Origin of the sequence: Alcaligenes sp. DN25, from assembly GCF_023674485.1 — a bacterium.
GTDB lineage: Bacteria > Pseudomonadota > Gammaproteobacteria > Burkholderiales > Burkholderiaceae_B > Alcaligenes > Alcaligenes phenolicus.
In genome coordinates this window covers 408,718-433,993 of record NZ_CP098408.1, presented here as the reverse complement: position 1 = coordinate 433,993, position 25,276 = coordinate 408,718, and the positions used below count along the sequence as shown (strand labels likewise).

Genomic DNA, 25,276 nt, shown 5'->3' with positions numbered 1-25,276 from the left:
TTAAGGAACATTGACCATGACTACTTCAATTCGATTCGTAAGCGTTCATAGGCGGATGGTGATGGCGGCCTGCGCCGCATTCGCCACGCTTGCCACCGCCTCTTCGCTTCATGCCCAGCCGGCGAACAGTTACCCACAAAAGCCAATCACCATCGTCGTTCCATTCTCACCTGGTGGACCGTTCGACCTGATCGCTCGGGCTTTGTCATCGCCACTTGCCAAAGAACTTGGCCAGCCGGTAATCGTGGAGAACGCTCCCGGCGCCTCAGGCATGATCGGAACCGCGAAAGTCGCGCGAGCCCAACCGGACGGGTATACCTTGCTACTAGGTTCATCGGGCACACAGGCGCTCAACCCCAACGTATTCCAGAAAGTCCCCTACAGGTCACCACAGGACTTCGTAGCTATTTCCGAACTTGCCAGTATTCCCTCCATTCTCATGGTGCCGGTCAATAGTCGCTTCAGAAGCGTTGAGGAACTGGTGCAACACATAAGGCAGAACCCGGAAAACGTAACTCTGGGTAATGCAGGGGCGGGGAGTGTCTCCAATCAAGCAGCGCTCACGTTTCTGGGCTCCTTCGGCGGAAAGGTGACTCCCGTCCCCTACAAGGGAACCGCCCCGGCGATGGTGGACCTCATCGGCGGACAGATCGACGCGCTCTTTGACGCTGCAATCCAAGCGCTGCCTCAAATCAAGAGTGGCAAAGTACGTGCCCTCGCCGTAACTTCATTCGATCGCATTCAAAGCCTTCCGAATGTTCCCACGCTGGCCCAGAGCTGCTGCAAGAACGCAGAACTGATGATCTGGTACGGGCTATTAGCGCCGACCGGGTTGCCTACGGAAATCCAAGAAATTCTGCAAAAGGCAGTCATGAAGGCTCGCGCAGATCAATCGTTTATCAGAGCCATGCAATCTGGCGAAGCGCAGCTTCCCCAGGCTAATGCAGGCTCTGTCGAATTCGCCGACAAGATCTCCGCAGACGTAAAGCGTCTGGCTGATCTGGTTCGGGTCACAGGCTTTAAAAAACAGTAAGTCGAACTCTCCTACCCCACCCCCTCATTCGAGACTTCATATGGCACGCAATACGCAGATCAGTGCAGACAACAACGCCCCCCCAATCACCCGAATCCTCGCCGAGCATGTGGCACGCCATCCTTCTCAGGGATGGGAAGATGCAGTGGAACACGAAGCCCATCGTACCTTTCTGAATTGGCTGGGATGCGCCATTGGGGCAGCGCGCCACGAGACAGCGGACATCACTCTTGCAGCGCTGGCAGAACTGGCAACGTCCCCCCAGTGCACAGTCGCCGGGCGCAACGAACGAGTGGACATGGCTGCCGCTGCTTTGATCAACGGAGTCACATCACACACTTTTGACTTTGATGACACCCACCTCAAGACCATCATCCACCCTGCTGGCCCGGTAGCCTCTGCAGCACTGGCGCTAGGAGAGCATACCGGGGCCAGCGGCCGCAGCATCATTGATGCGCTGGTGCTCGGCATTGACGTGGCTTGCCGGATCGGTAATGCGATGTACCCTGATCACTATGACCGAGGATGGCATATTACCGGCACAACGGGCACGCTGGGCGCAGCCGCTGCATGCGCGCGCATACTTGACCTTGATGTGCACCAGACACAGATGGCCCTTGGCATTGCGGCTTCTCAACCGGTCGGCCTACGCGAGCAGTTCGGAACGATGACGAAACCCTTTCACCCTGGAGCGGCTGCGCGTGCCGGTCTGCTGGCGGCCCTGCTCGCCGGAAAGGGCTTCACCGCAAGCGAAAGAGCACTGGAAGCACCTCGTGGTTTCGTTCAAGTGACCTCCGACAAGGCAAACTGGAACGAAGTCACAGATGAGTTGGGGAAGCGCTTCGAGATCTCATTCAACACTTACAAGCCATTCGCTTGCGGGATCGTGATCCACCCAAGCATCGATGCTTGCGTCCAACTCAAGCAGCGAGGCGTTCACCCAGAACAGGTCGAACGCATCGAGCTGCAAGTCCACTCTTTGGTGCTGGAGCTCACGGGCAAGAAGGAGCCCACAGACGGACTCGCCGCGAAGTTCAGTGTTTATCACGGATGTGCCGCAGGGATGATCTTTGGCAAGGCCGGTGAAGCAGAATACGACGATTCCATCGTCCAGCGTCGCGACGTGGTGAATCTGCGTCGTAAAGTAATTGCTACCGTCAACCCGGACATGGATGAAGCTGCGGTCGTCGCTACTGCCGTCTTGAGTAACGGCGAACGTGTCGAGGTAGCGGTGGAGCATGCTATTGGTTCCCTGCAACGGCCTATGTCGAACAGCGATTTGGAACGCAAGTTCCATGAACTCGCGGACCCAGTTATAGATGTCGAGCGAACGACTGAACTCATCGACGCCTGCTGGGCGCTCAGCAGGTCGAGCGATGTCCGTAACCTCTGCATGCTGATGCAGCCGGGATAGATAGCTGCATAACGAGGTCTTTGTGCAATCGTTTAATAGTCCTGTGCCGGGCCAGTGTCGCTCCGAAACTTGGGTGGCTCCAGAAGTTCGTTTTGCAAGATCGAGAGCGAACTGCGCATAGAGTCGCGGTACGTTCGCAGACGGCCCGGCAAGTCCGCTGTTGTCACTTGTGTCGGCGGCCGGAATCCGAATGATCCGGGGCCGCCCCGCCCCTTGCGAGTGCTGTCCATGCGATTGCAGTTACCCCTCCACCGATCCGATCAACAGGCTGCTCGTCGGTCTCATCTTAAAGTGTCCTAAGCGAGGCCTATCATCGTTTCAGAATAGAGCGCACGTTTTACAAATCCACCCACCTCAGTCCGCCAAGGCTTCTTTGGCACCAAGAGGTAGGTAGTCAATCTAGATCTGTCATCACACTCATATAGTGGTCTTGCGACCACGCCTGTGTGTTGCGCGGCAGAAATCCAAGAGCAGCCTGCAAGTCCGATTCCAAGCCCTGACGTCACCGCAACTATGAGATAGGGAAAACTAGAGGCATATGCCTTTATTCGTGGCGTTATCGAACCTTCCCTAAACAATATCCTGACATGATCATGCATTTCCCATGAATTTTCTGGATCCCACGCCACAACGGGATGTTCATGAAAAGCCGAGAGTGGGATGGAAGAATACTTGGTCAAGGGATATTGGGCGGGAAGGAGAATGCCTAAACTATCCTGCCAAAGTGGCAGCGCGTCGAGACCATCTGTGTTGATTTTTGAGACCGAAATCCCGAGGTCATACGTACCTCTCTGCAGTCCCAGCAGTTGCTCCGCAAACGAGACTTCCGAAAGCTGGATCGAGACGGCTGGCTCAGCAGTTCGCTGCTGAACAAGCCAACGAGTCAAGTAGGGGCCCATCGCTTCCTTGGATACCGAAAGCCGGACAGGAGAGCGCTGCATCACTGAAATCACACCGACGTCCTCTAGACAATCATCAAGCCACATTTTATCTCAGAAAGAGTTATTTTTAACGTGGTTTGATTAGGTGCGATCACTCAGGCTTCTGTTATGCAGAAGCACACTATTCAGAGAGGTCGTCCCATTGGCGCAAAAACGTTCGAGCAAGAACCTGCTCTAGCGTTTGGGCGGGTGGTTCGAGACGCCCGCACGCAACAAGGAATCGCTCAAGAAGCCTTAGCACAACTAGCGGGCATCGAACGATCTCACATGGGGAAAATTGAGCGCGGGGAGCATACGCCGAACCTGATTGCAATACTTAAAATCGCGAGAGCCCTGAACTGCAGTGCTGGCGACCTGCTGACAGCAACCGAACACATACTGGTTCGCGCAGAAACTTCCTCGAAATAATCTATGGGGTGATTTTGCAGATCGAACTAGAATCATGGCTGTAATTAGCAGGTATGGTTTACCCAAACCGATCAGCAATCCGGTGAAGCTGTGGCGACCTGTTTTTCTCTAGGTAGAGAAGATAGGTTCTCAATACAGCACGGCCCTCTTCCAAGATTGGGCGAATTACCACATCAGAACGCCTGCAGACAGAAATTTGCCCAGCGGTGACAAATCCAAGGCCATAACCCGCACCGACCAAGGTCAACATCATATCCAGCGACGTGACATGTTCTACTGTACTTGGCTCAAGGTCCATTGAGTGAAACAGTCGCATTATCTGCTGGCAATACCCTTCGCATATTTTGGGATCACCTGCGACTATCGGATACCTGGTTAATTCATTCAACGGAACCTGTGGATGGGCGAGCACAGGATGACGTGCTGGGATCGCCACCATCAGTTGATCTTGCCAAATCGGTTTGGCGATGATTCCTGATCCTACATAATCAGTGCGGGCAAAACCAGCGTCGAATCTCCCTTCGTGTAAGCCTCGTAGCTGCTCTGCCAGAGGAACTTCGAACAGGCGAACTTCCATCTCAGGCTCTTCTTCCCGGCAGCGGGCAAGCCAAGTAGATAGTCTTGGTTCAATCGTTCCATCGGAAGACGCCACTCGAAGTATTCCTCGAAAACCTGCGGAAACAGCCTTCACATTTTCTTTTGCCTGTTCTAGTACGGCAAATAGTCGGCTGATATCATTAAAGAATATCTGTCCACTCATCGTCAGGCGGGTCCCACGTCGATTCCGATCAAACAGTGCAATACCCAGTTCGTCCTCTAAATCCTTAATGGTGCGAGACAAGGGCGACTGTTCCATGTGTAGGCGTTCGGCGGCACGCGAGAAATGAAGCTCCTCGGCCAGAACTAGAAAGCAACGTAAGTGTCGCAGGTCCATGTCGTCGCCTACACGTTGGTGCCCATTCTTATCGCCCTTGAAGCAGTTTTACAATGTCGGCTGTCAGATCCGCTACAGGCATCCCGTATTTGGAATAGAGTCGGAGTTTTCCCTGTGTATCGTAGATATATCCTCCGGCCGAATGGTCCATCGTGTATGTTCCCTCGGATTGACCTGGTACCTTTTGATAAACCACCTTGAATTCGCGGGCCATTTTATCTAATTGTTCTGAATTTCCGACCAAGGCGATGGCATTTTCGTCGAATGCACCTACATATGCGCGCAGAATTTCTGGTGTGTCCCGCTCAGGATCTACCGTGACAAAAATCACCTGGAACTTACGACTGTCTGTGCCTAGATTCTTTTTAACCGAAGCTATTTCCGCCATCGTCGTAGGGCATACGTCTGGGCACTGGGTATATCCAAAAAAGATATATACAACTTGTCCCTTGAATTCATCCAAGGAGCGTTGTTGACCGTATGCATCAGGCATGGACCATGTTCTAGCATAATCGGCGCCGGTCACATCGATGGAATGAAACTCAGATGTTTCCGACCTGTTGCATGCGCTTAAACCTAAGAGCATCAAGGTGCATATAACAGCCGCTACATACATTCGCTTGTCAATTCCGATCACCATGGTTTGGCACCTCGTGTCTCAAAGAAAATAATGGTCAAGTAGCAGGGCAAGAAAAACCCCTGCCAAATGCCACAAGGACCATCTGAATGTCTTGCGCGCCAGTTGATCTGAATAGTTTCTCCAGAGTCGATATGCATGAAGGCAAAAAATCACACTCAGAACAGACGCCGCGATCAAGTAAAGCCATGAGCTCATGCCGAATATCACCGGCAGAACCGAAACGATTGACAGTGCGATCGTATAAAGAAATATGTGTCGCGCCGTATACGCCATGCCGTGTGTCACGGGGAGCATAGGCAAACCGGAACGCCGATAATCTTCAACTCGATACAGAGCGAGCGCCCAAAAATGGGGTGGCGTCCATACAAAAATGATCAAGAAAAGGAGGAATGCATCGAGACCAACAGAGCCGTGCACTGCCGCCCATCCAAGCACTGGCGGCATTGCACCCGAAGCGCCTCCGATCACAATATTTTGTGATGTAAGTGGCTTCAGAATAAGCGTATAAATGAGCGCATAGCCAATCAGCGTGGCGAGTGTTAACCACATTGTCAGTTCGTTGACGAATACGGCCAGGAGCAGACACCCACCCAGGCATAAAGCAGCGGAAAAAAATATTGCCTGCCAGTTCGGAAGGGCTCCGCGCGCTGTTGGCCTCCAAGACGTCCTCGTCATACGCGCATCGATGGATCTCTCCAAAAGGCAATTGATTGTTGCTGCTGATGAGGCCACAAGCCATATGCCAATACATGCCACAATAATCCTGTGCCACTGGCCTACAGTCGGCCAACTCGGCAAGGAAAGGAGCATCCCGATTAATGCGCAAAATACAATCAGCTGTACCACACCAGGTTTGGTGAGAAGCCATAATTCACGCCACCGCGACACTGGCGGGGCTGACAGCATAAATTCATTCATACGCATATCCTCCCCGGACGAACGTGTCCAACACTACGGCCACATCCGTCAGGCTGTGACAGCGTTGAGGATTGATCTACAGGCACTGTTCAGCTACTCATCATGTAGAAATGCATGCTCCAAATAATCCAGATCGAGAGGGCAACGATGATGAAAAGAATCACCAGCGTAAAAATAAAGCTGATGAGATTCCATCCGCCCTCAGAAGACCGGTTCATGTGAAGGAAGTAAATCAACTGGATCACGATCTGCGCCACCGCAAATGCCACTAGAACCAAAAGTGTCGTGGGGCGTGAAAGTACCGGATTCATCACGAGCGCAAAAGGAATGACCGTGAGAACCACGCATAGTAAAAACCCAGTCAGATAACTCTTTGAGCTTCCATGAGCCTCTCCGGCTCGTGTTGTTGTATCGGACATCATCAAAAGGCTCCGAACAGGTAGACGAAGGTAAAGACGCAAATCCACACCAAGTCCAGAAAGTGCCAAAACAAACTCAGGCAAGATAGGCGCGTCACATTGTTGTCGGTGAGCCCACGTCTTTGAACTTGATGCATCAAGACTGCCATCCAAATCAAGCCGGCAGAGACGTGAAGACCGTGGGTTCCGACCAAGGCGAAGAAGGAGGACAGGTAGGCGCTTCGGTTCGGCCCAGCTCCTTCGACAATCAGGTGATGGAATTCGTAGAGTTCCATGCCAATGAAGATCGCACCGAGCAAGAAAGTGACGGAAAGCCACCGCAGAACAGCTGGCTTCTCGTGACGGTGCAGGGCAAGCATCGCATACCCGTACGTGATGCTTGAGAAAAGCAACACGAAGGTTTCGGTCAGCACAAAAGGAAGAGAGAACAGCTCTCGGCCTGTGGGTCGGTAATCCCCCCGTAAAACAAACGTATTCAGAAGTAGAATTTTCTCGTTAGAGGGAGTTCTGCATGAAGAAATCGAAATTCAGTGACAGCCAGATCATCGAGACGTTGAAACGGGCTGAGCGTGGCGTTACGGTGCCGGAGTTGTGCCGTGAACTGGGGATCAGTTCGGCGACGTTTTATAAATGGCGATCGAAGTACGGTGGTATGGACGCCTCGCTCATGGCGCGGATGAAAGAGTTGGAGGCCGAGAATGCCCGGCTCAAGAAGATGTACATCGAAGAGAAGCTCAAAGCCGAAATCGTTGCGGAGGCCCTCGCAAAAAAATGGTGAAGCCATCTCGCCTGCGTGAGATGGCTAAAACCGCCGTGGATACACATGCTGTAAGCATTCGCCTGGCGTGTACCGCTTTTGGTATCAGCCAAACCTGCTATCGCTACCAGGCTGCTCTGTCAGCAGAGAATGAAGAGATTGCCGACCATCTGATTCGACTGACGCACAATCAGCGTAACTGGGGCTTTGGATTGTGCTTTCTGTATCTGCGCAATGTGAAGGGCTACCCATGGAACCACAAGCGGGTGTATCGGATTTACCGGGAGTTGGAACTTAACCTGCGCATCAAGCCGAAGAAGCGCATCGTGCGTGAGCGGCCAGAGCCCTTGGCCGTGCCCGGAGAAGTCAATGCCACGTGGTCGATGGATTTCATGCATGACCAATTGGCGGATGGGCGCAGCTACCGCCTGCTAAACGTGATCGACGACTTCAATCGCGAAGGACTGGCGATGGAGATTGATCTCTCGCTTCCTGCCGGGCGGGTGATCCGTACCCTGGAGCAGGTGATCGAGTGGCGGGGGCGACCCGCTGCCATTCGTTGCGACAACGGTCCGGAATATATCAGTGCAGCCTTGCTGAACTGGGCAGCACAGCAAGGGATTCGCATCGAGCATATCCAGCCCGGCAAGCCACAGCAGAATGCGTATGTTGAACGCTATAACCGGACGGTGCGCTACGACTGGCTTGGACAGTATCTGTTTGAATCCATACAGGAGGTGCAGGACTTCGCCACCCAATGGCTCTGGACTTACAATCACGAACGCCCAAACATGGCCTTGGGCGGATTCACACCCATTCAGCGGCTGGCCATGGCCGCTTAACCCCTACTTCTGACTCACGTTAAAAATGGGGGGATTACCATGCCACCTTCGACGCATGCCATCGCAGCTTTGAAGGCGACATCCGGATCATCTTCTCGAATGATCGCAACTATCTTTGAAGTACCGATGCGGTTTAGGACGTCTAGTTTGTTCATTTGAGTCAACTCTCATAAGGATGGAAAAGGCATACGCCTCCACATCGGACCTTCACGTCGGCCCCATAAAAAACATACGCATCCTCAATGTATGGATTAATTCGTATGTTGTATGTTTATTATACATATCTTGTATGCATATCGGTATAAGGTCCGAGACGTAGGGACGTCCTCACACGATCGCTCTCGAGCCCAGTCGGCGATCCTCCTTGAGCAGCTTCGCGACTTTGGTGAGCGCCAGCCTCAGCAAGGTTTGGTTGGATGCTCCCCCTGTGGAGATGCGGATGGCATCACACGCTTTGGCTGACGCGTTAAAGGATTCCGAGCAAGCTACCGCCACCTTGTGGTCCTCAAGCGCATGGGCAAAGAGGTGCTGGTTCCAATGCGTTGGCAAGGGAAGCCAGATGTGTAGGCCAGTCGGATGGGCGTAGGCATCTTCAGGCAGAAGAGATCTGGCGAGCGTCTGACGCGCCCGCGTCTCGCGCTGAATCTCCTGGATGATGTGACTTGCCACCCCGCTACGTATCCATTGCTCAGCGAGTGCCAGGAGAAGTGCAGATCCCGTCCCCGATACTCGCAACGCCTGCTGTAGGCGGGAGACGTCCGTCCCCGGTGGCGGCATAACAAAAGCCGTCCGCAGGCTGGGCCAGATGCACTTGGACATGGTCGCCAGGTAATAGGCACCCTTGCCCCCGCTCAAAGTCGTGATTGGAGGCGGAGCGTCGCTGACCAAGTATCGGTACGGGTCATCCTCGATCAACGTCATGTCGAGCCGATCTAGCGTGCTTGAGATGTCGCGTCGACGACTTTCTGGCATCGTGCGTGCAGTTGGATTCTGTAGCGTCGGGTTCAGATAGATCAGGTTCGCTCCGCTGGCAGCGTGGCAACGTTCGATCGCATCAGGCATGACACCGTCCTCGTCTGCGTCCACCGCCATCACTTTTAGACCCAACTGCCTGGCAGCATGAAGAAACCCTGGGTAGGTCAACGGCTCGCAAAGAACCGTATCTCCAGCCCGGGCCATTGCACCCAAGATGCCGGCGATAGCTGCTTGCGCACCTGCACACGCAATCAGGTCCTGGCCCGACAGCCCGTCAAGCGCTGGCCTGAGCCAAGCCTGTGCGGCCTGAATTGCTGACCGATTGGACAACCCATCCTGGTACTGGGATAGGGTCTCGATAGGCTGACGCGCCAGTACTTCCTGAATACCGGTCCTCACCAGGTCGGCCATGGACCCCGCCGCGAGCTGAGGCGGTATGTTCATCGCGAGATCGATCTCACCATGCTCTTGCGTCGCAGCCGAGCCGATCACGAATGAACCACGGCCGCTATAGGCTGCGATCAACCCACGGTTACGTGCCTCTGTATAGGCGCGTGTCACGGTGGTCAGGTCTACATTCAGTTTGGAAGCCAGCCACCGCTGTGCCGGAATCAGATCGCCGGCAACAAGCTCGCCAGAGTCGATGGCTTGACCGATCAGATCTGCGATCTGTAGGTATCTCGGCCCGGCACCTGGTGTCAGTTGCTTGATCCAGCCTGCACGGGCTTCCCCCCTCGCGTCGTTGCGAGTAGCCATATGAATTCCTCGGTTGTCAATCCATACAATGGAGATTATAATTGCCGTACATTGTCTCATATTTACCATACGTTTTAAAGTTGTATGGTTCTCATGCCCGGCGATGAGGTGGCGTTGGGGGTCTTCATGTCCTCGGCGCCGAGTGTTCCGTGATGGAGATGCACCCCGATGAAAGACCACCACCTGATCTCTGCGAACCGGCTTGACGATGGCGCGGTCGTGTGGCTCAACGAAGCTCTTGAATGGGTCGATACCCTGGAGCTGGCCTGTGCCTTTGACGATGAGCGCCTCGAAGGAGCCAAGCTCGCAGCTGAGCATGCGGTTGGGCAGAATCTGATCGTTGGGCCGACACCACGCGCTGCCCAGATCGTTGAAGGACTGCCGCTACCGATCGACTACCGCGAACAGCTGCGATCTCGCGGCCCTTCCGTACGTCCGGATCTCGGCAAGCAAGCCGAGAGTGCGGGGGTGCTCAGCACCGTTCGCGAGAGACCTGTCGTGCCCGTCGAGGTCGCGCATGCGGGCGTGTACCGCTACGACCCGTCGGAGCGCGAGTTCCTCAAGACGCGCGCTCAGCAGTTCGAGCAGCAAGTTGCACGGCGCCTTTCGGGTGAGCTCGACGAAGAGGCATTCAAGGTCTACAGACTGATGAATGGCCTGTACCTGCAGTTGCACGGCTACATGCTGCGCGTGGCCATTCCCTATGGCACGCTCAGCGCCATCTAGATGCGACAGTTGGCCTACGTGGCGAAGACCTACGACAAGGGCTATGGCCACTTCACGACGCGTCAGAACATGCAGTTCAATTGGCCGCGCCTGTCGGATTCGCCCGAAATTCTATCCGTGCTCGCAGACGCAGACCTGCATTGCATCCAGACAAGCGGTAATTGCATTCGCAACGTCACGACCGATCATTTTGCGGGCGCCGCCCTGGACGAAGTGGTCGATCCGCGGGTGCATGCAGAGATATTGCGGCAGTGGTCCACCGATCACCCCGAGTTCACCTATCTGCCGCGCAAGTTCAAGATCGCCATTACCGGCAGCCCCGTTGACCGCGCTGCAGTGCGGTTCCACGACATAGGCATCCTCGCCAGAAAGAATGACGCAGGCGAGGTTGGCTTTCAGATCTATGCCGGCGGCGGCCTGGGACGCACGCCTATCGTCGGCACAAAAGTCCGAGACTGGCTGCCCGAGCGCGAGCTGCTGCGCTACGTAGAGGCAATCCTGCGCGTGTACAACACCTTGGGGCGCCGGGACAACATCTACAAGGCGCGTATCAAGATCCTTGTGCGCGAGCTCAAGCCTGCGAAGTTCATCGAGATGATCGAGGATGAGTTCACCAACCTTCCGGCAGACCGTCAGTATCTCGAGCCCGATATCGTTCAGGCCATTCGTGAGCGATTCGTGGCACCTGACTTCGCTGAACTTTCTGCGGTATCGCCGGAGCACGAACTCATGCTGGAGGCCGATCCAGAGTTTGGCCACTGGGTTCGCAACAACACGCACCCGCACAGATGCCCGGGCTATATAAGCGCCGTGATCTCGCTCAAACCTGCGGGGGGCATTCCCGGCGACATCAGTGCAGAAGAAATGGTAGCGCTTGCCGACCTGGCGGAAACCTATTCACTCAATGAGATTCGTGTGTCTCATGAGCAAAACCTGGTGCTTCCCCATGTGGAACTCAGCCAGCTCTATACGGTCTGGAAGGCGCTGCGTAGGGCGGGATTGGCAACACCCAATATCGGCCTCATATCGGACTCCATCGCTTGCCCGGGGATGGACTACTGCAGTCTGGCCACAGCGCGCTCCGTGCCCGTTGCACAGCGTATTGCGCTGCGATTCGAGGAGGCCAAGCAGCGCGAAATCGGTGAACTCAAACTCAATGTGTCGGGCTGCATCAATGCGTGCGCGCATCATCACGTGGCCCACATCGGCATCCTCGGTCTGGATAAGAGCGGCAAGGAGTCCTACCAGATAAGCCTGGGCGGCAGCGCCGACGAAAGCGCTGCGGTCGGAACGATCCTGGGCCCTTCGGTGGGCTACGACAGCGTTCCAGACGTCATCGAAGCGATTGTCGACATCTATCTCAAAAATCGCAGCGAGAACGAAACCTTCATCGACACCTATCGTCGCGTGGGGATCGGCCTGTTCAAGGAGGCACTTCATGACACTCATTGACACAGCGGGAACGCCATTGGCAGACCCCTATCAGTACCCGGCTGCCGATCAAGAACTGACCGAGGCCGACCACTGCGTTGTACTGTTATCGCAATGGGACACATACCAGGAATTGTTCGGAAAGACCGCGACTGGAGTCTGGGTCACGGGAGACCAAGACCCCGCCGACCTGCTTGCCTTGCTCAATCGAACGCGCGTGGTCGTCATCGAGTTCCCTAAATCCCGTGATGGTCGAGGGTTCACGCTGGCGCGCGTGCTTCGGGAGCGTCATCGCTATGACGGCGACATCCGCGCTGCCGGTCCGTTGCTGCCTGACCAATTCTCGATGCTGATCCAGTGCGGGTACACCAGCGTGCTCGCCGAAGCAGCGATACCGCTGGTCCGATGGAAAGAGGCAGCGATGGCGCTGGATCAATCCAAGGCGCGTCCACGGACACTATTGGATCGTCTCTCCCAGAATCGGTAGGTATAGCCATGTTCAACCTCACTGCACTCGAACTGGCGCGAATTCAATTCGGATTCACGATCACGTTCCACATCATCTTTCCCGCCATCACCATCGGGCTGGCAACGTATCTCGCCATCCTCGAAGGATTGTGGTTGAAAAAACAGGATGCGGTCTACAAGACCCTGTACCACTTCTGGTCCAAGATTTTCGCGGTCAACTTCGGAATGGGCGTGGTGTCGGGTCTGGTGATGGCCTACCAGTTCGGCACCAACTGGAGCCAGTACTCCGAATTCGCCGGCAGCATTACCGGCCCACTGCTCACCTACGAGGTCCTCACGGCGTTCTTCCTCGAAGCAGGCTTTCTCGGCGTGATGCTGTTTGGCTGGAACAAGGTCGGCCCACGCCTGCACTTCTTCGCCACGGTTATGGTGGCGATTGGAACATTGATCTCCGCCACCTGGATCTTGGCCTCCAACAGCTGGATGCAGACGCCGCAGGGACACGAGGTGATCAATGGCGTGGTGGTACCGGTGGATTGGATCGCGGTCATCTTCAACCCGTCCTTTCCCTATCGACTCGCACACATGGTGATGGCTGCGTTCATCTCCACCGCGCTACTGGTCGGTGCGTCGGGTGCTTGGCATCTTCTCAAGGGTAACCGCGGGCGCGAGGTCAAGAAAATGTTCTCCATGGCCCTGTGGTCACTGCTCGTGATCGCTCCCCTTCAGGTCTTCATCGGCGACCTGCACGGCCTGAACACGCTCGAACACCAGCCAGCGAAGGTCGCTGCCATGGAAGGACATTGGGAAAACAAGCCAGGCGAAGGTGTCCCGTTGATCCTCTTCGGCTGGCCTGACATGGATGCCGAGACCACCCGCTACAAAATCGAGATTCCGAACCTTAGCAGCCTGATTCTGACCCACGAATGGAGCGGACAGTACCCAGGGTTGAAGGAGTTCGCTCGAGAAGACCGACCCAACGCGACGATTGTGTTCTGGACCTTCCGCGTCATGGTGGGGTTGGGTATGTTGATGCTCGTCCTTGCGCTCTGGAGCGCCTGGTCGCACTGGCGCCGGCGAGCCTACGAATCGCGTGCGCTGCTGCGATTTTCCCTGCTCATGGGACCCTCGGGACTGATTGCGCTTTTGGCCGGTTGGTACACCACGGAAATTGGACGCCAGCCGTGGGTCGTCTATGGGTTGATGCGCACCGCAGACGCGGTCTCGAACCACTCGGCACTGACGCTTAGTGTCACCTTGGTCGTGCTTCTTGTGGTGTATGCAGCGGTGTTCGGGACAGGCGTTGGCTACATGCTCAAGCTGATTGGAAGAGGCCCGGACTCTAACGAGAACCCGCCCGATGGGGATGCACTGGATCAGCGACCTGCACGTCCGCTTTCCGCTGCCACGGACCCCGCTCAACCCACCTCGACCGACGTTTGAAAAAGGAGCTGTGACATGGGTATCGATCTTCCACTGATCTGGCTTCTGATCATCGGCTTCGGCGTGATGATGTATGTCATTGCCGACGGCTTCGACCTCGGGATCGGAATTCTCTTTCCATTCGTCAAGGACCGCAGCCACCGCGACGCCATGGTCAACAGTGTCGCGCCGGTTTGGGACGGCAATGAGACCTGGCTCGTGCTGGGTGGAGCGGCCCTCATGGCGGCCTTCCCCAAAGCCTACGCGATCTTGCTCAGCGCCTTCTATGTTCCGGCCATCTTGATGCTGCTTGGGCTGATCTGGCGCGGGGTGTCCTTCGAGTTCCGCTTCAAGGCCGACGAAGCCCACAAGCCATTCTGGGACAAGGCCTTCATGCTGGGCTCTTTCGTCGCTGCATTCTTCCAAGGTGCGATCCTGGGGGCGTTCATCGACGGTGTTGAGATCGTCGGAGGTCGCTCAGCCGCCGGGATCATGGACTGGCTGACGCCGTTCTCCGTCTTTACGGGTATAGGGGTCGTCATTGCTTACGCGCTATTGGGATCGACTTGGCTCGTGCTCAAGACCGAAGGCGACCTACAACGGCAGATGATCCGGATCGCCAAGCCGACCACATTTGCCTTGTTGGTGGCCATTGCCATTGCTTCGATCTGGACGCCATTGGCCAATCAAGCGATTTCCGATCGATGGTTCAGCCTGCCAAACATCTGGTTCTTCGCGCCGGTTCCAGTTCTCGTAGCAGCTGCAACGTACTACATCCAGCGCACGCTCAATGACGACCCTCATGCTGGGCCATTCGTCTGGTCACTGGTCCTGATTTTTCTGGGCTACACAGGATTTGTCATCAGTATCTGGCCCAGCATCGTGCCTCCATCGCTTTCCATCTGGGATGCAGCGGCACCTTCTGAAAGCCTGGGATTCACCTTGGTCGGGGCGCTGCTAATTATTCCCATGATCCTCGGCTATTCGGCGTGGGCCTATTACGTCTTCCGCGGAAAGGTCAAAGTTGGCGAGGGGTACCACTGAATGGGCGCCCCATCTACTCACCCGCGCCGCGAAACCTTGCGGCGCGTCGGATGGCTGATCTTGATCTGGTTTTGCAGCGTCGCTGCACTGGGCATTGTCGCGCTCGGTATGCGACTAGTCATGCGCCTGGTTGGGATGAGCACCTGATGCTTCAAAACAAAGACCGGCTGCTGCGACAAAACGTCCAGCAGTTCTCGAGCAACACGACTGAAAGAGCCGAATGACGATGGAACTGGCCAAAAGAGCCTACAACTTCAGCGCAGGACCTGCTGCGCTCCCGGAACCTGTTCTGGCGCAGATTCAGACTGAACTGTTCAACTGGCGTGAGACTGGTGCCTCCGTCATGGAAGTCAGTCATCGCTCGCCCGACTTCGTGGAAATGGCGGAACAGATGAGCAGGGACCTGCGCGACTTGCTGGGCGTACCTGAACACTACCGGATTCTGTTCCTGCAAGGCGGAGGCGCCCAACAGTTCTCCCAGATTCCCATGAATCTGCTCCACGAACCGCGGGTTTGCGACTACATCGATACCGGGCATTGGTCCCGCAAGGCCATTGACGCAGCTGGTCGATATGCCGAGGTGAACATCGCAGCCTCGATCCGCGACGTTGCGCCGCAATCCATTCCGCGCGAGCCTGAATGGCGAATCTCCGCGGCGCCGGCCTATCTTCACTACACCGCGAACGAAACCATAGATGGGCTGGAGTTTCATTGGATACCGGATATCGGCGATGAAATCCCACTTGTCGCGGACTTCTCGGCAAACATTCTCTCTGGCCCGCTGGACGTATCCCGATTTGGCCTGATCTACGCAGGGGCGCAGAAGAACATCGGCCCGAGCGGAATGACGTTGGTGATCGTCCGCGAGGACCTGCTGGGTCGCGTCCATCCGTACTGCCCGGACATCCTGAACTACGGCGTGATCGCAGAGCATGACTCCATGTACAACACACCCGCGACGTTCGCCTGGTACGCGTCAGGTCTGGTGTTTCAGTGGATCAAATCACTCGGCGGGTTGGAAGCCATGCGCGCGAGAAATCTGCGCAAGAAGGACATCCTTTACAACCAAATCGACCGCAGCGGTTTCTATGTCAACGACATATCGCATGCCGATCGCTCCCATATGAATATTCCTTTTCGGCTCTGCGACCAAACGCTTGAAAAGGTATTTCTCGACGGCGCCGCCGAGCAAGGCTTTCTGGGCTTGAAAGGACACCGGGCCAAAGGTGGCATTCGGGCCTCGATCTACAACGCCGTCTCGGAAGACGCTGTCACGGCACTGGCCGGCTACATGGCTGAGTTCGAACAGCGTCATGGCTAACATCAACGGACTATTTTCATCGTGACTATCAACTATCTGTCGCTTGCCGTCAGCGAGGTTCATCGCCTGGCACCCTATGTACCCGGAAAGGCCATTGAGGAACTGGAACGAGAGACGGGGCGAAGCGCCGAAAGCATCATCAAGCTGGCGAGCAACGAGAATCCCCTAGCCGCCAATCCGAATGTTCTTCGTGCGATTCAACAGGCGCTTCAAACCATTACCCGCTATCCCGATGGCACGGGATATCGGTTGAAAAACAAGATCCGGGACAAGTTCGGGTTGAACCCTGATGGGCTTACTCTTGGCAACGGCTCGAACGAGCTGTTAATCACGATCGCTCAGGCATTTCTTTGTGCCGGCCGCAATGCGGTGTTCAGTCAGTACGCTTTCTCGGTCTATGCGTCCGCGACGATTGCCGCCGGCGCGCAGGTGCGTGAGATACCCGCTCGCGAGTGGGGAAACGACCTCGAACTGATCTTGAAAGCGATAGACCAGGACACGCGCGTCGTCTTTCTCGCCAATCCAAACAACCCGACCGGCACATGGTTTGAATGTGCGCAGTTCGAGGCGTTCATGGACAGGGTTCCTCTTGAGACACTTGTCGTCCTGGATGAAGCCTACATCGAATATGCGGAAGATCCGGCCTTGCCTGACGGTCTGGCCTATCTGTCGCGCTATCCGAACCTGATCGTGACCCGAAGCTTGTGCAAGGCCTACGGGCTGGCAGGATTGCGTGTCGGCTACGCGGCATCGTCGCCCCAGATCGCCGAGATACTGAATCGGGTCCGGCAGCCGTTCAACGTCAACAGCCTGGCGCTGGCGGGTGCCTGTGCCGCGCTTGATGATCACGACTATCTGCGACGGGGGCGTGAAGTGAACCGGCAGGGCTTGAAACAGCTGCAGGATGGCTTTTCTCGGTTGGGCGTCGCCTGGATTCCTTCGCGTACGAACTTCGTCACCGTCGATTTTGAACGTCCCGCTAAAGCGATCTACGAAGCGCTCCTGGCCAAAGGCATCATCGTCCGGCCCATGGACGGCTACGGGATGCCCCATCACCTCCGCATTTCGGTGGGCCTCGAATCGGAAAATTCGCGGCTTCTCTCGACGCTCGAAAGCATTTTGGGGGAAGGAGTGCAGCAATGAATGCAGCCGTATCGCGAGACCTTTACGAACATGTCATGGTCCCCAACTACGCCCCCGTGTCCGTCGTTCCCGTCGACGGGCGTGGTGCACGCGTTTGGGACCAGGATGGCACTGAGTACATCGACTTCGCCGGTGGCATCGCAGTCAATGCCTTGGGCCACTGCCATCCGGACCTTGTTGAAGCGCTCACGCTCCAGGCGCAGCGTCTCTGGCACACATCGAACATCTTCGCCAACGAGCCGGCCATGCGGCTGGCCCACGCACTGACGCAGGCCTCGTTCGCCGACCGGGTCTTCTTCGCCAATTCCGGCGCTGAGGCCAACGAGGCGGCATTCAAGCTCGCCAGACGCTACGGCGTTCGTACTGGCGGCGAGGACAAGCATGAGATCGTTGCGAACTTGAACAGTTTCCATGGCCGATCACTGTTCACGGTCAGTGTGGCGGGCCAGCCGAAGTACTCCGAAGGGTTCGGTCCGCCGATCAAGGGCATCCGGCATGTCGCGTTCAACGACATCCAGGCATTGGAGGCAGCCGTATCAAGCCATACCTGCGCTGTCGTGATTGAACCAGTGCAGGGGGAAAGCGGCGTCTTTCCCGCCAGCCGCGCGTACCTGCAACGCGCCCGTGAACTTTGCGACACCCATGGCGCGCTCTTGATATTCGATGAAGTGCAGACAGGCATGGGCCGCCTGGGAACCCTTTTCGGATACGAGCACTTCGATGTCGTCCCGGACGTCATGACCTTGGCCAAGGCCATTGGTTGCGGCTTCCCGTTGGCGGCGATGCTTGCCACCAAGGAAGCCGCAAGACACCTGGAGCTTGGCACCCACGGCAGCACCTTCGGTGGCAACCCGCTGGCATGTGCAGTAGGCGAGACGGCACTGAAGCTCATAGACCGGCCCGAGCTGTTGCGCGGCGTCCAGATTCGGCATACCCACTTCGTTTCGGCATTGACCGTTATCGGCAAGCGCTACGACCTGTTCAAGGAAGTGCGCGGCATCGGCTTGCTTCTTGGCTGCGTGCTGACTGATCGCTGGAAGGGCCAAGCAAAGCATGTGATCGACTGCTGTCTTGAACATGGCGTGATGGTGTTGCAGGCAGGACCGGATGTGATTCGGCTTGCGCCCAGCTTGGTCATTGAGACCGAAGAGATCGACGAAGGATTGGCCCGGCTGGCAAAAGCTGTAAAGCAGCTATCCAGAGAACCGGTGGCGATGTGAATTTAGGCAGGAGATAAAACCATGGGAACAAAGTATTCGGCCATATGCGGAAGCCTGGTGGCGCTGGTCACGCCGATGACCTCGGACGGCGCCATTGAATGGGACATCTTCCGAAAGCTGATCGATTGGCACATCGAACAGGGCACTGATGGGCTGGTCATCATGGGATCGACCGGAGAGACGGCAACGATCTCGACCGACGACCATATCGAGTTGATACGAGTCTCGGTGGAACATGCAGCAGGTCGCATCCCCATCATCGGGGGTACCGGTGCGAATTCGACCAGCGAAGCCATCGAACTGACACGCGCAGCACAGAAGGTTGGTGTTGCTGCCTGCCTCTCCGTGGTCCCTTACTACAACAAACCCACGCAGGCCGGCATCTATCAACATTTTCGCGCTGTGGTCGAGGCCGGCGACGGTCCAGTGATTCTGTACGACGTTCCAAGCCGCACGATCACCAGCATGACGGTGGAAACCATTCTGGCGCTGTCCGAAGTCGACGGCGTCGTCGGGCTGAAGGACGCCACAGGAGACATCGGACGCGCAAACGAACTCTTGCACCGGCTGCCGCCGAGTTTCTCTATCTACAGTGGCGACGACGCGACGGCCGCGGCACTGATCCTCATGGGAGCGAAGGGAAATATCTCGGTCACGGCCAACATCCTGCCGACCCGCATGCACGAGCTTTGTACAGCTGCTCTGGCAGGCGACCTCGCAACTGTCCGTAGCTTGAGCCGCCGGATGGCGGCCATCAATCAAGCGCTCTTCATCGAGTCCAACCCGATTCCGGTGAAATGGGCGATGGCGCGGATGGGCCTGATCCCCGAGGGCATGCGTCTGCCGCTCACCCCGTTGTCGGCACAGTACGTCGATACAGTGACCAGCGCCATGGGAGACGCCGGAATTCGGCTGCATTCTCCGGGCCCCGGATTCGATCTGATCGATCCGCCTCCCGCACGTCGATCGCCAGCCTCCCAATGAGCCACCCGATTGATATGGCGGCAAGTTCCGATTCTGGCCAGGCAGGCCGGGAACGACTTTTGGTGCTCTTGGCGTTCGCGACCTTTGTCGTTTTCTTCCAGGCCTACGCGATCGCACCGATGCTTCCCGAACTCGCGTCGTTCTTCAAGGTAGAGGCGCGCGAAGCTGGTTTGGCCGTGCCGGCGTACCTGATCCCTTACGGGATCGCGACACTCGTCACTGGCCTGCTCGCTGATCGCCTGGGTATTGGCAAGGTCATGCTGAGCTCCCTCGCGCTCTTCGTCTTGCTGGTGCTCGCAACGGCGTTGAGCAGGACCGTTGAGACCCTGATCATATTGCGCGCGATCACCGGTGTTGCGGCAAGCGGAATCGTCCCCCTTGCATTGGTGGTCGTGGCCAAGCTGTATCCCTACGCCGAGCGCGGCCGGCCCCTGGGATGGATCTTCGGTGCCATGGCCGGCGGCATGGCAGTGGGGGCCCCTCTTGGCGTGGTGATCTCTCCTGCCATTGGCTGGCAAGGTGTCATGGTCCTCGTCGCCTGCATGGCATCGCTTACGCTCGTTCTGCTGTGGTGCAGACGCGAATGGCTATCGCGGGGAATGAAGATGCCGCCGATGACCTTCTCCTCTGTCCTCACCGGCTATGGGGAGTTGCTTAGAAGTCCTCGGGGTGCCCGCACTTATGGCTACGTGCTGGTGAACTCGATGTTCCACTCTGGCGTCTTCACCTGGCTAGCTGTCTATCTTGACCAGAGATACGGCCTGTCGCCGCAGCATATTGGCATTGCACTCCTTGGCTACGGGGTCCCTGGCTTACTACTCGGACCGCTGATTGGGCGTGCCGCCGACAGGTTCGGCCGCGGACGATTGCTTCCCCTCGGGCTTGGGTTGAGCACGATTGCGGTACTGATGTTGGTTGAGGATCTGCCACTTGCCTGGTTCTTGCTGCCCGTCGTCATGCTCTCGCTCGGGTATGACATGACCCAGCCTCTCCTTGCAGGAATCGTCACGGATGTGGGACGCGACCGGCCCGGCCAGGCAATGGGCTTGAACGTGTGCACCCTGTTTCTTGGCTTCGGGATCGGTAGCCTCGCTTTTCGTCAGCTCATGGACGCAGGATTTCCCATTGCTTTCGGGATGTTTGCCGCGGTCGAGGCGGTGCTGGCGCTGATCGCAATCCGCCTGTTTCGCAACGAAACACCGAAACCGTAGCAATGGTGAGCGATCTCTCACTCCGTCCCTACCACCAAGTGGCCTGAGCCCACGAACACTTTGCCCGAGATGAATACTTATGGATGCGGTCCGCACATCTATTTTCCAGACGCCTTCCTTGGAAACTACAGCAGGCGGTGCGCTTCGCTTCGCCTATATGGCGTCCCATTTGCCTCCCAACACCTCGGTCAACATCGCTTTCATTGATGCGGAATCCGCCAAGGAGCGGATCGTCGCGATCGATGTGCTTCGATCGTCGGGGCTCACTCCACGACCGATTGTTTCAGCACGGCGATTCACGTCGGAAGGAGCACTACGTTCGTTTTTGCATCAGGCTGTACAGATCAAAGGGGTAAGAGACCTCTTCCTTGTCGGAGGCGACCCAGCCGTGCCACGTGGGCCATTCAGGGACTCACTGGACGTGATTAATGGGTCATACCTGGATGAGACCAATATCAGTGCCATCGGTATCGCCGGCTACCCAGAGGGGCATCCACGTATAGAAGGCGCCATTCTTTTGGATAGCCTGCAACGCAAGGTGGAGGCGTTGAAGGCCAAGGGGCTGCATGTGGAAATCACCACCCAGCTTTCATTCGATGCTCTGGCCGTCATCGCCTGGATTCAGCGAGTCAGGGGAATAGGCATAAAAGCGCCGATTCGAATTGGCATCCCCAGTCCAGCCGGTGTCTCCGGAATACTCAAGTTTGCCAAGCTCTGTCGCGTCAGAACTTCTGTTGAGTTGCTCCAGCGTTACGGATGGGAGACGACATCCCTGTTGAACTCGGCTGGGCCAGACCGGTTTCTGACTGAGTTGCTCGAGAGTACCGAACGCCTCGACCTGGGCCCGCTGAGCTTGCACCTCTACCCATTGGGCAACTTGGAGAAAGCGCTCCAATGGTTCAACGGCTGGGAGGAAAAGAGTCGTTGGCTTCATTGATGCCAATGAAGATGGAATGCCTTTCAACGCGTTGGAGATGAAAACTATATGGACGTACGTCACAGCCTTCTTGAGGACCAAATCGGAAACACGCCACTGATCGCACTCGAGCATGTGGACGCGCAAAGCAATCGGCCAAGAAGAAACACTGTCCTCGGGAAACTGGAAGGGAACAACCCCGGAGGCTCAGTCAAGGATCGGGCCGCGCTATCCATGATTCGTCGCGCGGAACAGCGTGGAGACATCCATCCTGGCGACACCCTGATCGAGGCTACGTCTGGAAACACAGGAATCGCGTTGGCGATGGTGGCTGCGATCCGCGGCTACAAGATGCTGATCCTCATGCCAGAGGACAGCTCCGTCGAGCGCATTCAAACCATGAAAGCCTTCGGAGCCGATGTTCTGCTCACGCCAAAGGAAGGCGGGATGGAGTATGCGCGCGATGCGGCGACCCGACTGCAGCAGGAAGGTCGCGGGCGGGTCCTTGACCAGTTTGGCAATACCGACAACCCACTCATTCACTACGAAACGACAGGCCCGGAGCTCTGGAGACAGAGCCAGGGACGAATCACGCACTTCGTCAGCGCCATGGGTACGACCGGAACGATCACCGGAGTGTCGAGATATCTCAAGGAAGTAAATCCGGGAATACGCATCGTCGGCGTTCAGCCCGAGGAAGGTTCCCGCATCCCCGGTATTCGAAAGTGGCCAGAGGCATATCGCCCCAGCATCTTCCGTCCAGAGGCAGTGGATGAATTGATCAATGTCCACCAAACAGATGCCGAGGACATGGCAAGAAGGCTCGCCAAGCAAGAAGGCATTTTTTGTGGAGCGTCGTCGGGTGGTGCTTGCTGGGCGGCGCTGGAAATTTCGAAGAAGGTGGAAGACGCAACCATCGTCTTCGTCGTGTGCGACAGGGGCGACCGCTACCTATCGACGGGCCTTTTCCCACACACGAAATCGTGATCCTGGAACCGATAGGAAGAAAAACTGAAATGAACACAACCGACAGACAGGCCGCCCTGGATTACCACGAGTTTCCCGTACCGGGAAAAATCTCGGTGACGCCTACCAAGCCGCTGGTGACACAGCGAGATCTAGCAGTAGCCTATTCGCCAGGCGTAGCCGCCGCATGCGAGGAAATCGTCTCGGACCCCGCCAACGTCTTCCGCTTCACCGGCCGCGGCAACCTGGTAGGAGTGATCACCAACGGAACCGCGGTGCTTGGACTGGGAAACATCGGTGCGCTTGCCTCCAAGCCCGTCATGGAAGGCAAGGCGGTGCTCTTCAAGAAGTTCGCCGGTTTGGATGTGTTCGACATCGAGATCAACGAGACCGACCCCGACAAACTGGTGGAAATCATCGCGGGCCTTGAGCCGACTTTTGGCGGTATCAACCTCGAAGACATCAAGGCTCCTGAGTGTTTCGTTGTCGAACGCAAGCTGCGTGAGCGCATGCGAATTCCCGTATTCCATGACGACCAGCACGGGACCGCGATCACCGTATCGGCTGCGTTCATCAATGGCCTGAAGGTCGTGGGCAAGGACATCAAGAAGGTCAAGGTCGTCACGTCCGGTGCGGGCGCTGCAGCCCTGGCCTGCCTGGACCTGATGGTGGACTTGGGCCTGCCGCTGGAGAACATCTGGGTGACCGACATCGAGGGTGTGGTCTATGAAGGTCGCACCGTGTTGATGGACCCGGACAAAGTGCGCTTCGCGCAAAAGACCGAGGCACGCAAGCTGATCGAGGTGATCGAGGGTGCCGACGTTTTCCTGGGTCTGTCGGCCGGCGACGTATTGAAACCGGAGATGGTAGCCGCCATGGGGCCGCGCCCGTTGATACTGGCTCTGGCCAACCCCAACCCTGAAATCCTGCCGGAAGCCGCGCTGTCTGTGCGCGATGACATCGTCATGGCGACGGGACGTTCGGATTACCCGAATCAGGTCAATAACGTGCTGTGCTTCCCCTATATCTTCCGCGGTGCGTTGGACGTGGGCGCGACGACGATTACTCGTGAAATGGAAAAAGCCGCCGTCCATGCCATCGCCGACCTCGCTCAGGAAGAGCAAAACGACGTCGTCGCAGCCGCGTATGGCTCCTACGGCCTCTCGTTCGGCCCGCAATATCTGATTCCCAAGCCATTTGACCCTCGCCTAATCGTCCGGATTGCACCGGCCGTGGCCAAGGCTGCCATGGATGACGGCGTGGCTACGCGCCCGCTGGCTGACCTCGACGCCTACCGAGCCCAACTTCAGCAATTCGTCTATCACTCTGGCGCTTTCATGAAACCGCTGTTCGCCGCGGCCAAGCAACTCGTGACCAACGGCGGGCGGGCGCGCATCGTCTTTACAGAGGCCGAGGACGAGCGCGTCCTGCGGGCCGTCCAAGTCATCGTTGACGAAAAGCTGGCACGCCCCATTCTGGTAGGCCGCCCATCCGTACTGCGGTCTCGCATCGAGAAGTTCGGCCTGCGCCTCAAGCTCGACCATGATGTCGAGGTAACCAATCCCGAGCACGATGAACGGTTCAACCAGTACTGGACGACCTACTGGGAAATGATGTGCCGCCGTGGCATCACCAAGGAAATGGCGCGCGTTGAAATGCGCCGCCGCCTGACGCTGATCGGCGCCATGATGGTTCACCTGGGTGACGCCGACGGCATGATCTGCGGAACGGTCAGCGGCTATCACGACCACCTGCGTTTCATCGACCAGGTTCTAGGCAAAAAGGACGGCGTCACGAACTACGCTGCGATGAACATCCTGCTGCTAGAAGGCCGCACGGTGGCGCTGGTCGATACCCACGTCAACGACGACCCGACGGCAGAACAGATCGCCGAGTTCACAGTGCTCGCTGCTGAAGAGATGCGCCGCCTGAACTTGGAACCCAAGGTGGCCTTGCTGTCACGCTCAAATTTCGGATCGGACAGCTCGGCCTCCGGCAAGAAAATGCGCCAGGCGCTAGAACTGATCCGTGCGGCTGCGCCCGAGTTGGAAGTTGATGGCGAAATGCACGGCGACTGCGCACTGGATGCTGCGCTGCGTCAACGCCTGCTGCCCAGCTCGCCGCTGCAGGGCTCGGCCAACCTGCTGGTCTGCCCCAACGTGGATGCCAGCAACATCGCATACAACCTACTCAAAACGGCTGCGGGCAGCAATGTTGCAGTCGGGCCGTTCCTGTTGGGTGCCCGAGCCCCGGTGCATATCCTCACGTCAAGCTCAACGGTAAGGCGGATCGTCAATATGACAGCGTTAACGATTATCGATGCCAACCGAACCGAGTGAGGCGGCATGTCGATGTCGGTGCCGGCCCTAGCGCTTCGCGTCTCCGAT

22 protein-coding genes and 2 pseudogenes are annotated in these 25,276 nt (G+C 56.9%); 17 read left to right on the top strand and 7 right to left on the bottom strand.

All coding sequences use genetic code 11. The annotated features are described in order from the left end of the window. Positions 1-16: 16 nt before the first annotated feature. Complete coding sequence (locus NBV64_RS02005) at positions 17-1,033, top strand: Bug family tripartite tricarboxylate transporter substrate binding protein (protein WP_250756589.1); 1,017 nt, start codon at positions 17-19, stop codon at positions 1,031-1,033. A gap of 40 nt (positions 1,034-1,073) precedes the next feature. Next, positions 1,074-2,447 (top strand): MmgE/PrpD family protein, encoded by a 1,374-nt coding sequence (locus NBV64_RS02000; RefSeq protein ID WP_250756588.1) that lies wholly within the window; start codon positions 1,074-1,076, stop codon positions 2,445-2,447. A gap of 296 nt (positions 2,448-2,743) precedes the next feature. On the opposite strand, the gene NBV64_RS01995 is transcribed toward NBV64_RS02000, so the two are convergent. Beyond that, on the bottom strand, positions 2,744-3,433 hold the full coding sequence (locus NBV64_RS01995; RefSeq protein WP_250756587.1) for a LysR family substrate-binding domain-containing protein: 690 nt from the start codon (positions 3,431-3,433) through the stop codon (positions 2,744-2,746). 63 nt (positions 3,434-3,496) lie between these two features. Here NBV64_RS01995 and NBV64_RS01990 point away from each other — a divergent pair, with 63 nt between their 5' ends. Next, entirely contained in the window at positions 3,497-3,796 is a 300-nt protein-coding gene (locus NBV64_RS01990; protein WP_250756586.1) for a helix-turn-helix domain-containing protein, read from the top strand. A gap of 58 nt (positions 3,797-3,854) precedes the next feature. On the opposite strand, the gene NBV64_RS01985 is transcribed toward NBV64_RS01990, so the two are convergent. From NBV64_RS01985 to cyoC, 5 genes and pseudogenes are all read right to left on the bottom strand, one after another. Continuing rightward, the gene (locus tag NBV64_RS01985; RefSeq protein ID WP_250756585.1) at positions 3,855-4,730 is read right to left on the bottom strand and encodes a LysR family transcriptional regulator; all 876 of its coding nucleotides are present in this window, start codon (positions 4,728-4,730) and stop codon (positions 3,855-3,857) included. A gap of 28 nt (positions 4,731-4,758) precedes the next feature. Continuing rightward, positions 4,759-5,370 (bottom strand): SCO family protein, encoded by a 612-nt coding sequence (locus NBV64_RS01980; RefSeq protein WP_250756584.1) that lies wholly within the window; start codon positions 5,368-5,370, stop codon positions 4,759-4,761. Positions 5,371-5,388: 18 nt separating this feature from the next. Then, entirely contained in the window at positions 5,389-6,288 is a 900-nt protein-coding gene (gene cyoE / locus NBV64_RS01975) for a heme o synthase (RefSeq protein WP_425541745.1), read from the bottom strand. Between the two features lie 89 nt (positions 6,289-6,377). Beyond that, positions 6,378-6,710: a cytochrome o ubiquinol oxidase subunit IV gene (gene cyoD, locus NBV64_RS01970; protein WP_250756582.1), complete on the bottom strand. Its 333-nt coding sequence runs from the start codon at positions 6,708-6,710 to the stop codon at positions 6,378-6,380. Continuing rightward, positions 6,710-7,153, bottom strand: a pseudogene (cyoC, locus tag NBV64_RS01965) (cytochrome o ubiquinol oxidase subunit III); the annotation flags it as partial. The gene cyoD and the pseudogene cyoC, both read right to left, overlap by 1 nt. A 65-nt stretch (positions 7,154-7,218) precedes the next feature. Here cyoC and NBV64_RS01960 point away from each other — a divergent pair. After that, positions 7,219-8,306, top strand: a protein-coding gene (locus NBV64_RS01960) for an IS3 family transposase (RefSeq protein WP_131111629.1) whose coding sequence is annotated in 2 segments (ribosomal slippage) — positions 7,219-7,480 and positions 7,480-8,306 — 1,089 coding nt in all. Because the reading frame shifts where the segments join, the coding sequence is not laid out codon by codon here. A gap of 327 nt (positions 8,307-8,633) precedes the next feature. On the opposite strand, the gene NBV64_RS01955 is transcribed toward NBV64_RS01960, so the two are convergent. Continuing rightward, a complete protein-coding gene (locus NBV64_RS01955; RefSeq protein WP_047351262.1) occupies positions 8,634-10,037 on the bottom strand; it encodes an aminotransferase-like domain-containing protein in 1,404 nt (467 codons plus the stop codon). 168 nt (positions 10,038-10,205) lie between these two features. On the opposite strand from NBV64_RS01955, the pseudogene NBV64_RS01950 reads away from it, so the two are divergent. From NBV64_RS01950 to NBV64_RS01890, 13 genes and pseudogenes are all read left to right on the top strand, one after another. Then, positions 10,206-12,215, top strand: a pseudogene (locus tag NBV64_RS01950) (DUF2849 domain-containing protein). Continuing rightward, on the top strand, positions 12,202-12,681 hold the full coding sequence (locus NBV64_RS01945; protein ID WP_003460364.1) for a DUF934 domain-containing protein: 480 nt from the start codon (positions 12,202-12,204) through the stop codon (positions 12,679-12,681). The pseudogene NBV64_RS01950 and the gene NBV64_RS01945 overlap by 14 nt, the downstream one beginning before the upstream one ends. An 8-nt stretch (positions 12,682-12,689) precedes the next feature. Beyond that, positions 12,690-14,105 carry a cytochrome ubiquinol oxidase subunit I gene (locus NBV64_RS01940; RefSeq protein ID WP_250756581.1) on the top strand — a complete coding sequence of 472 codons (1,416 nt, stop codon included), beginning with the start codon at positions 12,690-12,692 and terminating at the stop codon, positions 14,103-14,105. A 15-nt stretch (positions 14,106-14,120) separates the two neighbouring features. Next, a complete protein-coding gene (gene cydB / locus NBV64_RS01935; protein ID WP_250756580.1) occupies positions 14,121-15,128 on the top strand; it encodes a cytochrome d ubiquinol oxidase subunit II in 1,008 nt (335 codons plus the stop codon). Continuing rightward, complete coding sequence (locus NBV64_RS01930) at positions 15,129-15,275, top strand: DUF2474 domain-containing protein (RefSeq protein ID WP_084002079.1); 147 nt, start codon at positions 15,129-15,131, stop codon at positions 15,273-15,275. A gap of 73 nt (positions 15,276-15,348) precedes the next feature. Beyond that, on the top strand, positions 15,349-16,449 hold the full coding sequence (gene serC / locus NBV64_RS01925) for a 3-phosphoserine/phosphohydroxythreonine transaminase (protein WP_250756579.1): 1,101 nt from the start codon (positions 15,349-15,351) through the stop codon (positions 16,447-16,449). Between the two features lie 21 nt (positions 16,450-16,470). Continuing rightward, complete coding sequence (gene hisC, locus NBV64_RS01920; protein WP_250756578.1) at positions 16,471-17,592, top strand: histidinol-phosphate transaminase; 1,122 nt, start codon at positions 16,471-16,473, stop codon at positions 17,590-17,592. Continuing rightward, positions 17,589-18,812, top strand: coding sequence for an acetylornithine/succinyldiaminopimelate transaminase (locus tag NBV64_RS01915; protein ID WP_250756577.1), 1,224 nt, complete (start codon positions 17,589-17,591; stop codon positions 18,810-18,812). Before hisC ends, NBV64_RS01915 begins: the two co-directional genes overlap by 4 nt. Before the next feature lie 21 nt (positions 18,813-18,833). Beyond that, positions 18,834-19,796, top strand: a complete 963-nt coding sequence (dapA, locus tag NBV64_RS01910) for a 4-hydroxy-tetrahydrodipicolinate synthase (RefSeq protein WP_003460355.1) — start codon at positions 18,834-18,836, stop codon at positions 19,794-19,796. Further along, positions 19,793-21,007, top strand: coding sequence for an MFS transporter (locus NBV64_RS01905; protein WP_197541233.1), 1,215 nt, complete (start codon positions 19,793-19,795; stop codon positions 21,005-21,007). Before dapA ends, NBV64_RS01905 begins: the two co-directional genes overlap by 4 nt. Positions 21,008-21,086: 79 nt before the next feature. After that, on the top strand, positions 21,087-21,944 hold the full coding sequence (locus tag NBV64_RS01900; RefSeq protein ID WP_250756576.1) for a methylenetetrahydrofolate reductase: 858 nt from the start codon (positions 21,087-21,089) through the stop codon (positions 21,942-21,944). 48 nt (positions 21,945-21,992) lie between these two features. Then, complete coding sequence (cysM, locus tag NBV64_RS01895) at positions 21,993-22,910, top strand: cysteine synthase CysM (RefSeq protein WP_250756575.1); 918 nt, start codon at positions 21,993-21,995, stop codon at positions 22,908-22,910. 29 nt (positions 22,911-22,939) lie between these two features. Continuing rightward, complete coding sequence (locus NBV64_RS01890) at positions 22,940-25,228, top strand: NADP-dependent malic enzyme (protein ID WP_250756574.1); 2,289 nt, start codon at positions 22,940-22,942, stop codon at positions 25,226-25,228. Positions 25,229-25,276: the final 48 nt, after the last annotated feature.

Excerpts from the sequence above, each read along its gene's own strand:
- NBV64_RS02005 (WP_250756589.1), top strand. The coding sequence starts at position 17 with ATGACTACTTCAATTCGATTCGTAAGCGTTCATAGGCGGATGGTGATG.
- NBV64_RS02000 (WP_250756588.1), top strand. The coding sequence starts at position 1,074 with ATGGCACGCAATACGCAGATCAGTGCAGACAACAACGCCCCCCCAATC.
- NBV64_RS01995 (WP_250756587.1), bottom strand. The coding sequence starts at position 3,433 with ATGTGGCTTGATGATTGTCTAGAGGACGTCGGTGTGATTTCAGTGATG.
- NBV64_RS01990 (WP_250756586.1), top strand. The coding sequence starts at position 3,497 with ATGCAGAAGCACACTATTCAGAGAGGTCGTCCCATTGGCGCAAAAACG.
- NBV64_RS01985 (WP_250756585.1), bottom strand. The coding sequence starts at position 4,730 with ATGGACCTGCGACACTTACGTTGCTTTCTAGTTCTGGCCGAGGAGCTT.
- NBV64_RS01980 (WP_250756584.1), bottom strand. The coding sequence starts at position 5,370 with ATGGTGATCGGAATTGACAAGCGAATGTATGTAGCGGCTGTTATATGC.
- cyoE (WP_425541745.1), bottom strand. The coding sequence starts at position 6,288 with ATGAATGAATTTATGCTGTCAGCCCCGCCAGTGTCGCGGTGGCGTGAA.
- cyoD (WP_250756582.1), bottom strand. The coding sequence starts at position 6,710 with ATGATGTCCGATACAACAACACGAGCCGGAGAGGCTCATGGAAGCTCA.
- NBV64_RS01955 (WP_047351262.1), bottom strand. The coding sequence starts at position 10,037 with ATGGCTACTCGCAACGACGCGAGGGGGGAAGCCCGTGCAGGCTGGATC.
- NBV64_RS01945 (WP_003460364.1), top strand. The coding sequence starts at position 12,202 with ATGACACTCATTGACACAGCGGGAACGCCATTGGCAGACCCCTATCAG.
- NBV64_RS01940 (WP_250756581.1), top strand. The coding sequence starts at position 12,690 with ATGTTCAACCTCACTGCACTCGAACTGGCGCGAATTCAATTCGGATTC.
- cydB (WP_250756580.1), top strand. The coding sequence starts at position 14,121 with ATGGGTATCGATCTTCCACTGATCTGGCTTCTGATCATCGGCTTCGGC.
- NBV64_RS01930 (WP_084002079.1), top strand. The coding sequence starts at position 15,129 with ATGGGCGCCCCATCTACTCACCCGCGCCGCGAAACCTTGCGGCGCGTC.
- serC (WP_250756579.1), top strand. The coding sequence starts at position 15,349 with ATGACGATGGAACTGGCCAAAAGAGCCTACAACTTCAGCGCAGGACCT.
- NBV64_RS01915 (WP_250756577.1), top strand. The coding sequence starts at position 17,589 with ATGAATGCAGCCGTATCGCGAGACCTTTACGAACATGTCATGGTCCCC.
- dapA (WP_003460355.1), top strand. The coding sequence starts at position 18,834 with ATGGGAACAAAGTATTCGGCCATATGCGGAAGCCTGGTGGCGCTGGTC.
- NBV64_RS01905 (WP_197541233.1), top strand. The coding sequence starts at position 19,793 with ATGAGCCACCCGATTGATATGGCGGCAAGTTCCGATTCTGGCCAGGCA.
- NBV64_RS01900 (WP_250756576.1), top strand. The coding sequence starts at position 21,087 with ATGGATGCGGTCCGCACATCTATTTTCCAGACGCCTTCCTTGGAAACT.
- cysM (WP_250756575.1), top strand. The coding sequence starts at position 21,993 with ATGGACGTACGTCACAGCCTTCTTGAGGACCAAATCGGAAACACGCCA.
- NBV64_RS01890 (WP_250756574.1), top strand. The coding sequence starts at position 22,940 with ATGAACACAACCGACAGACAGGCCGCCCTGGATTACCACGAGTTTCCC.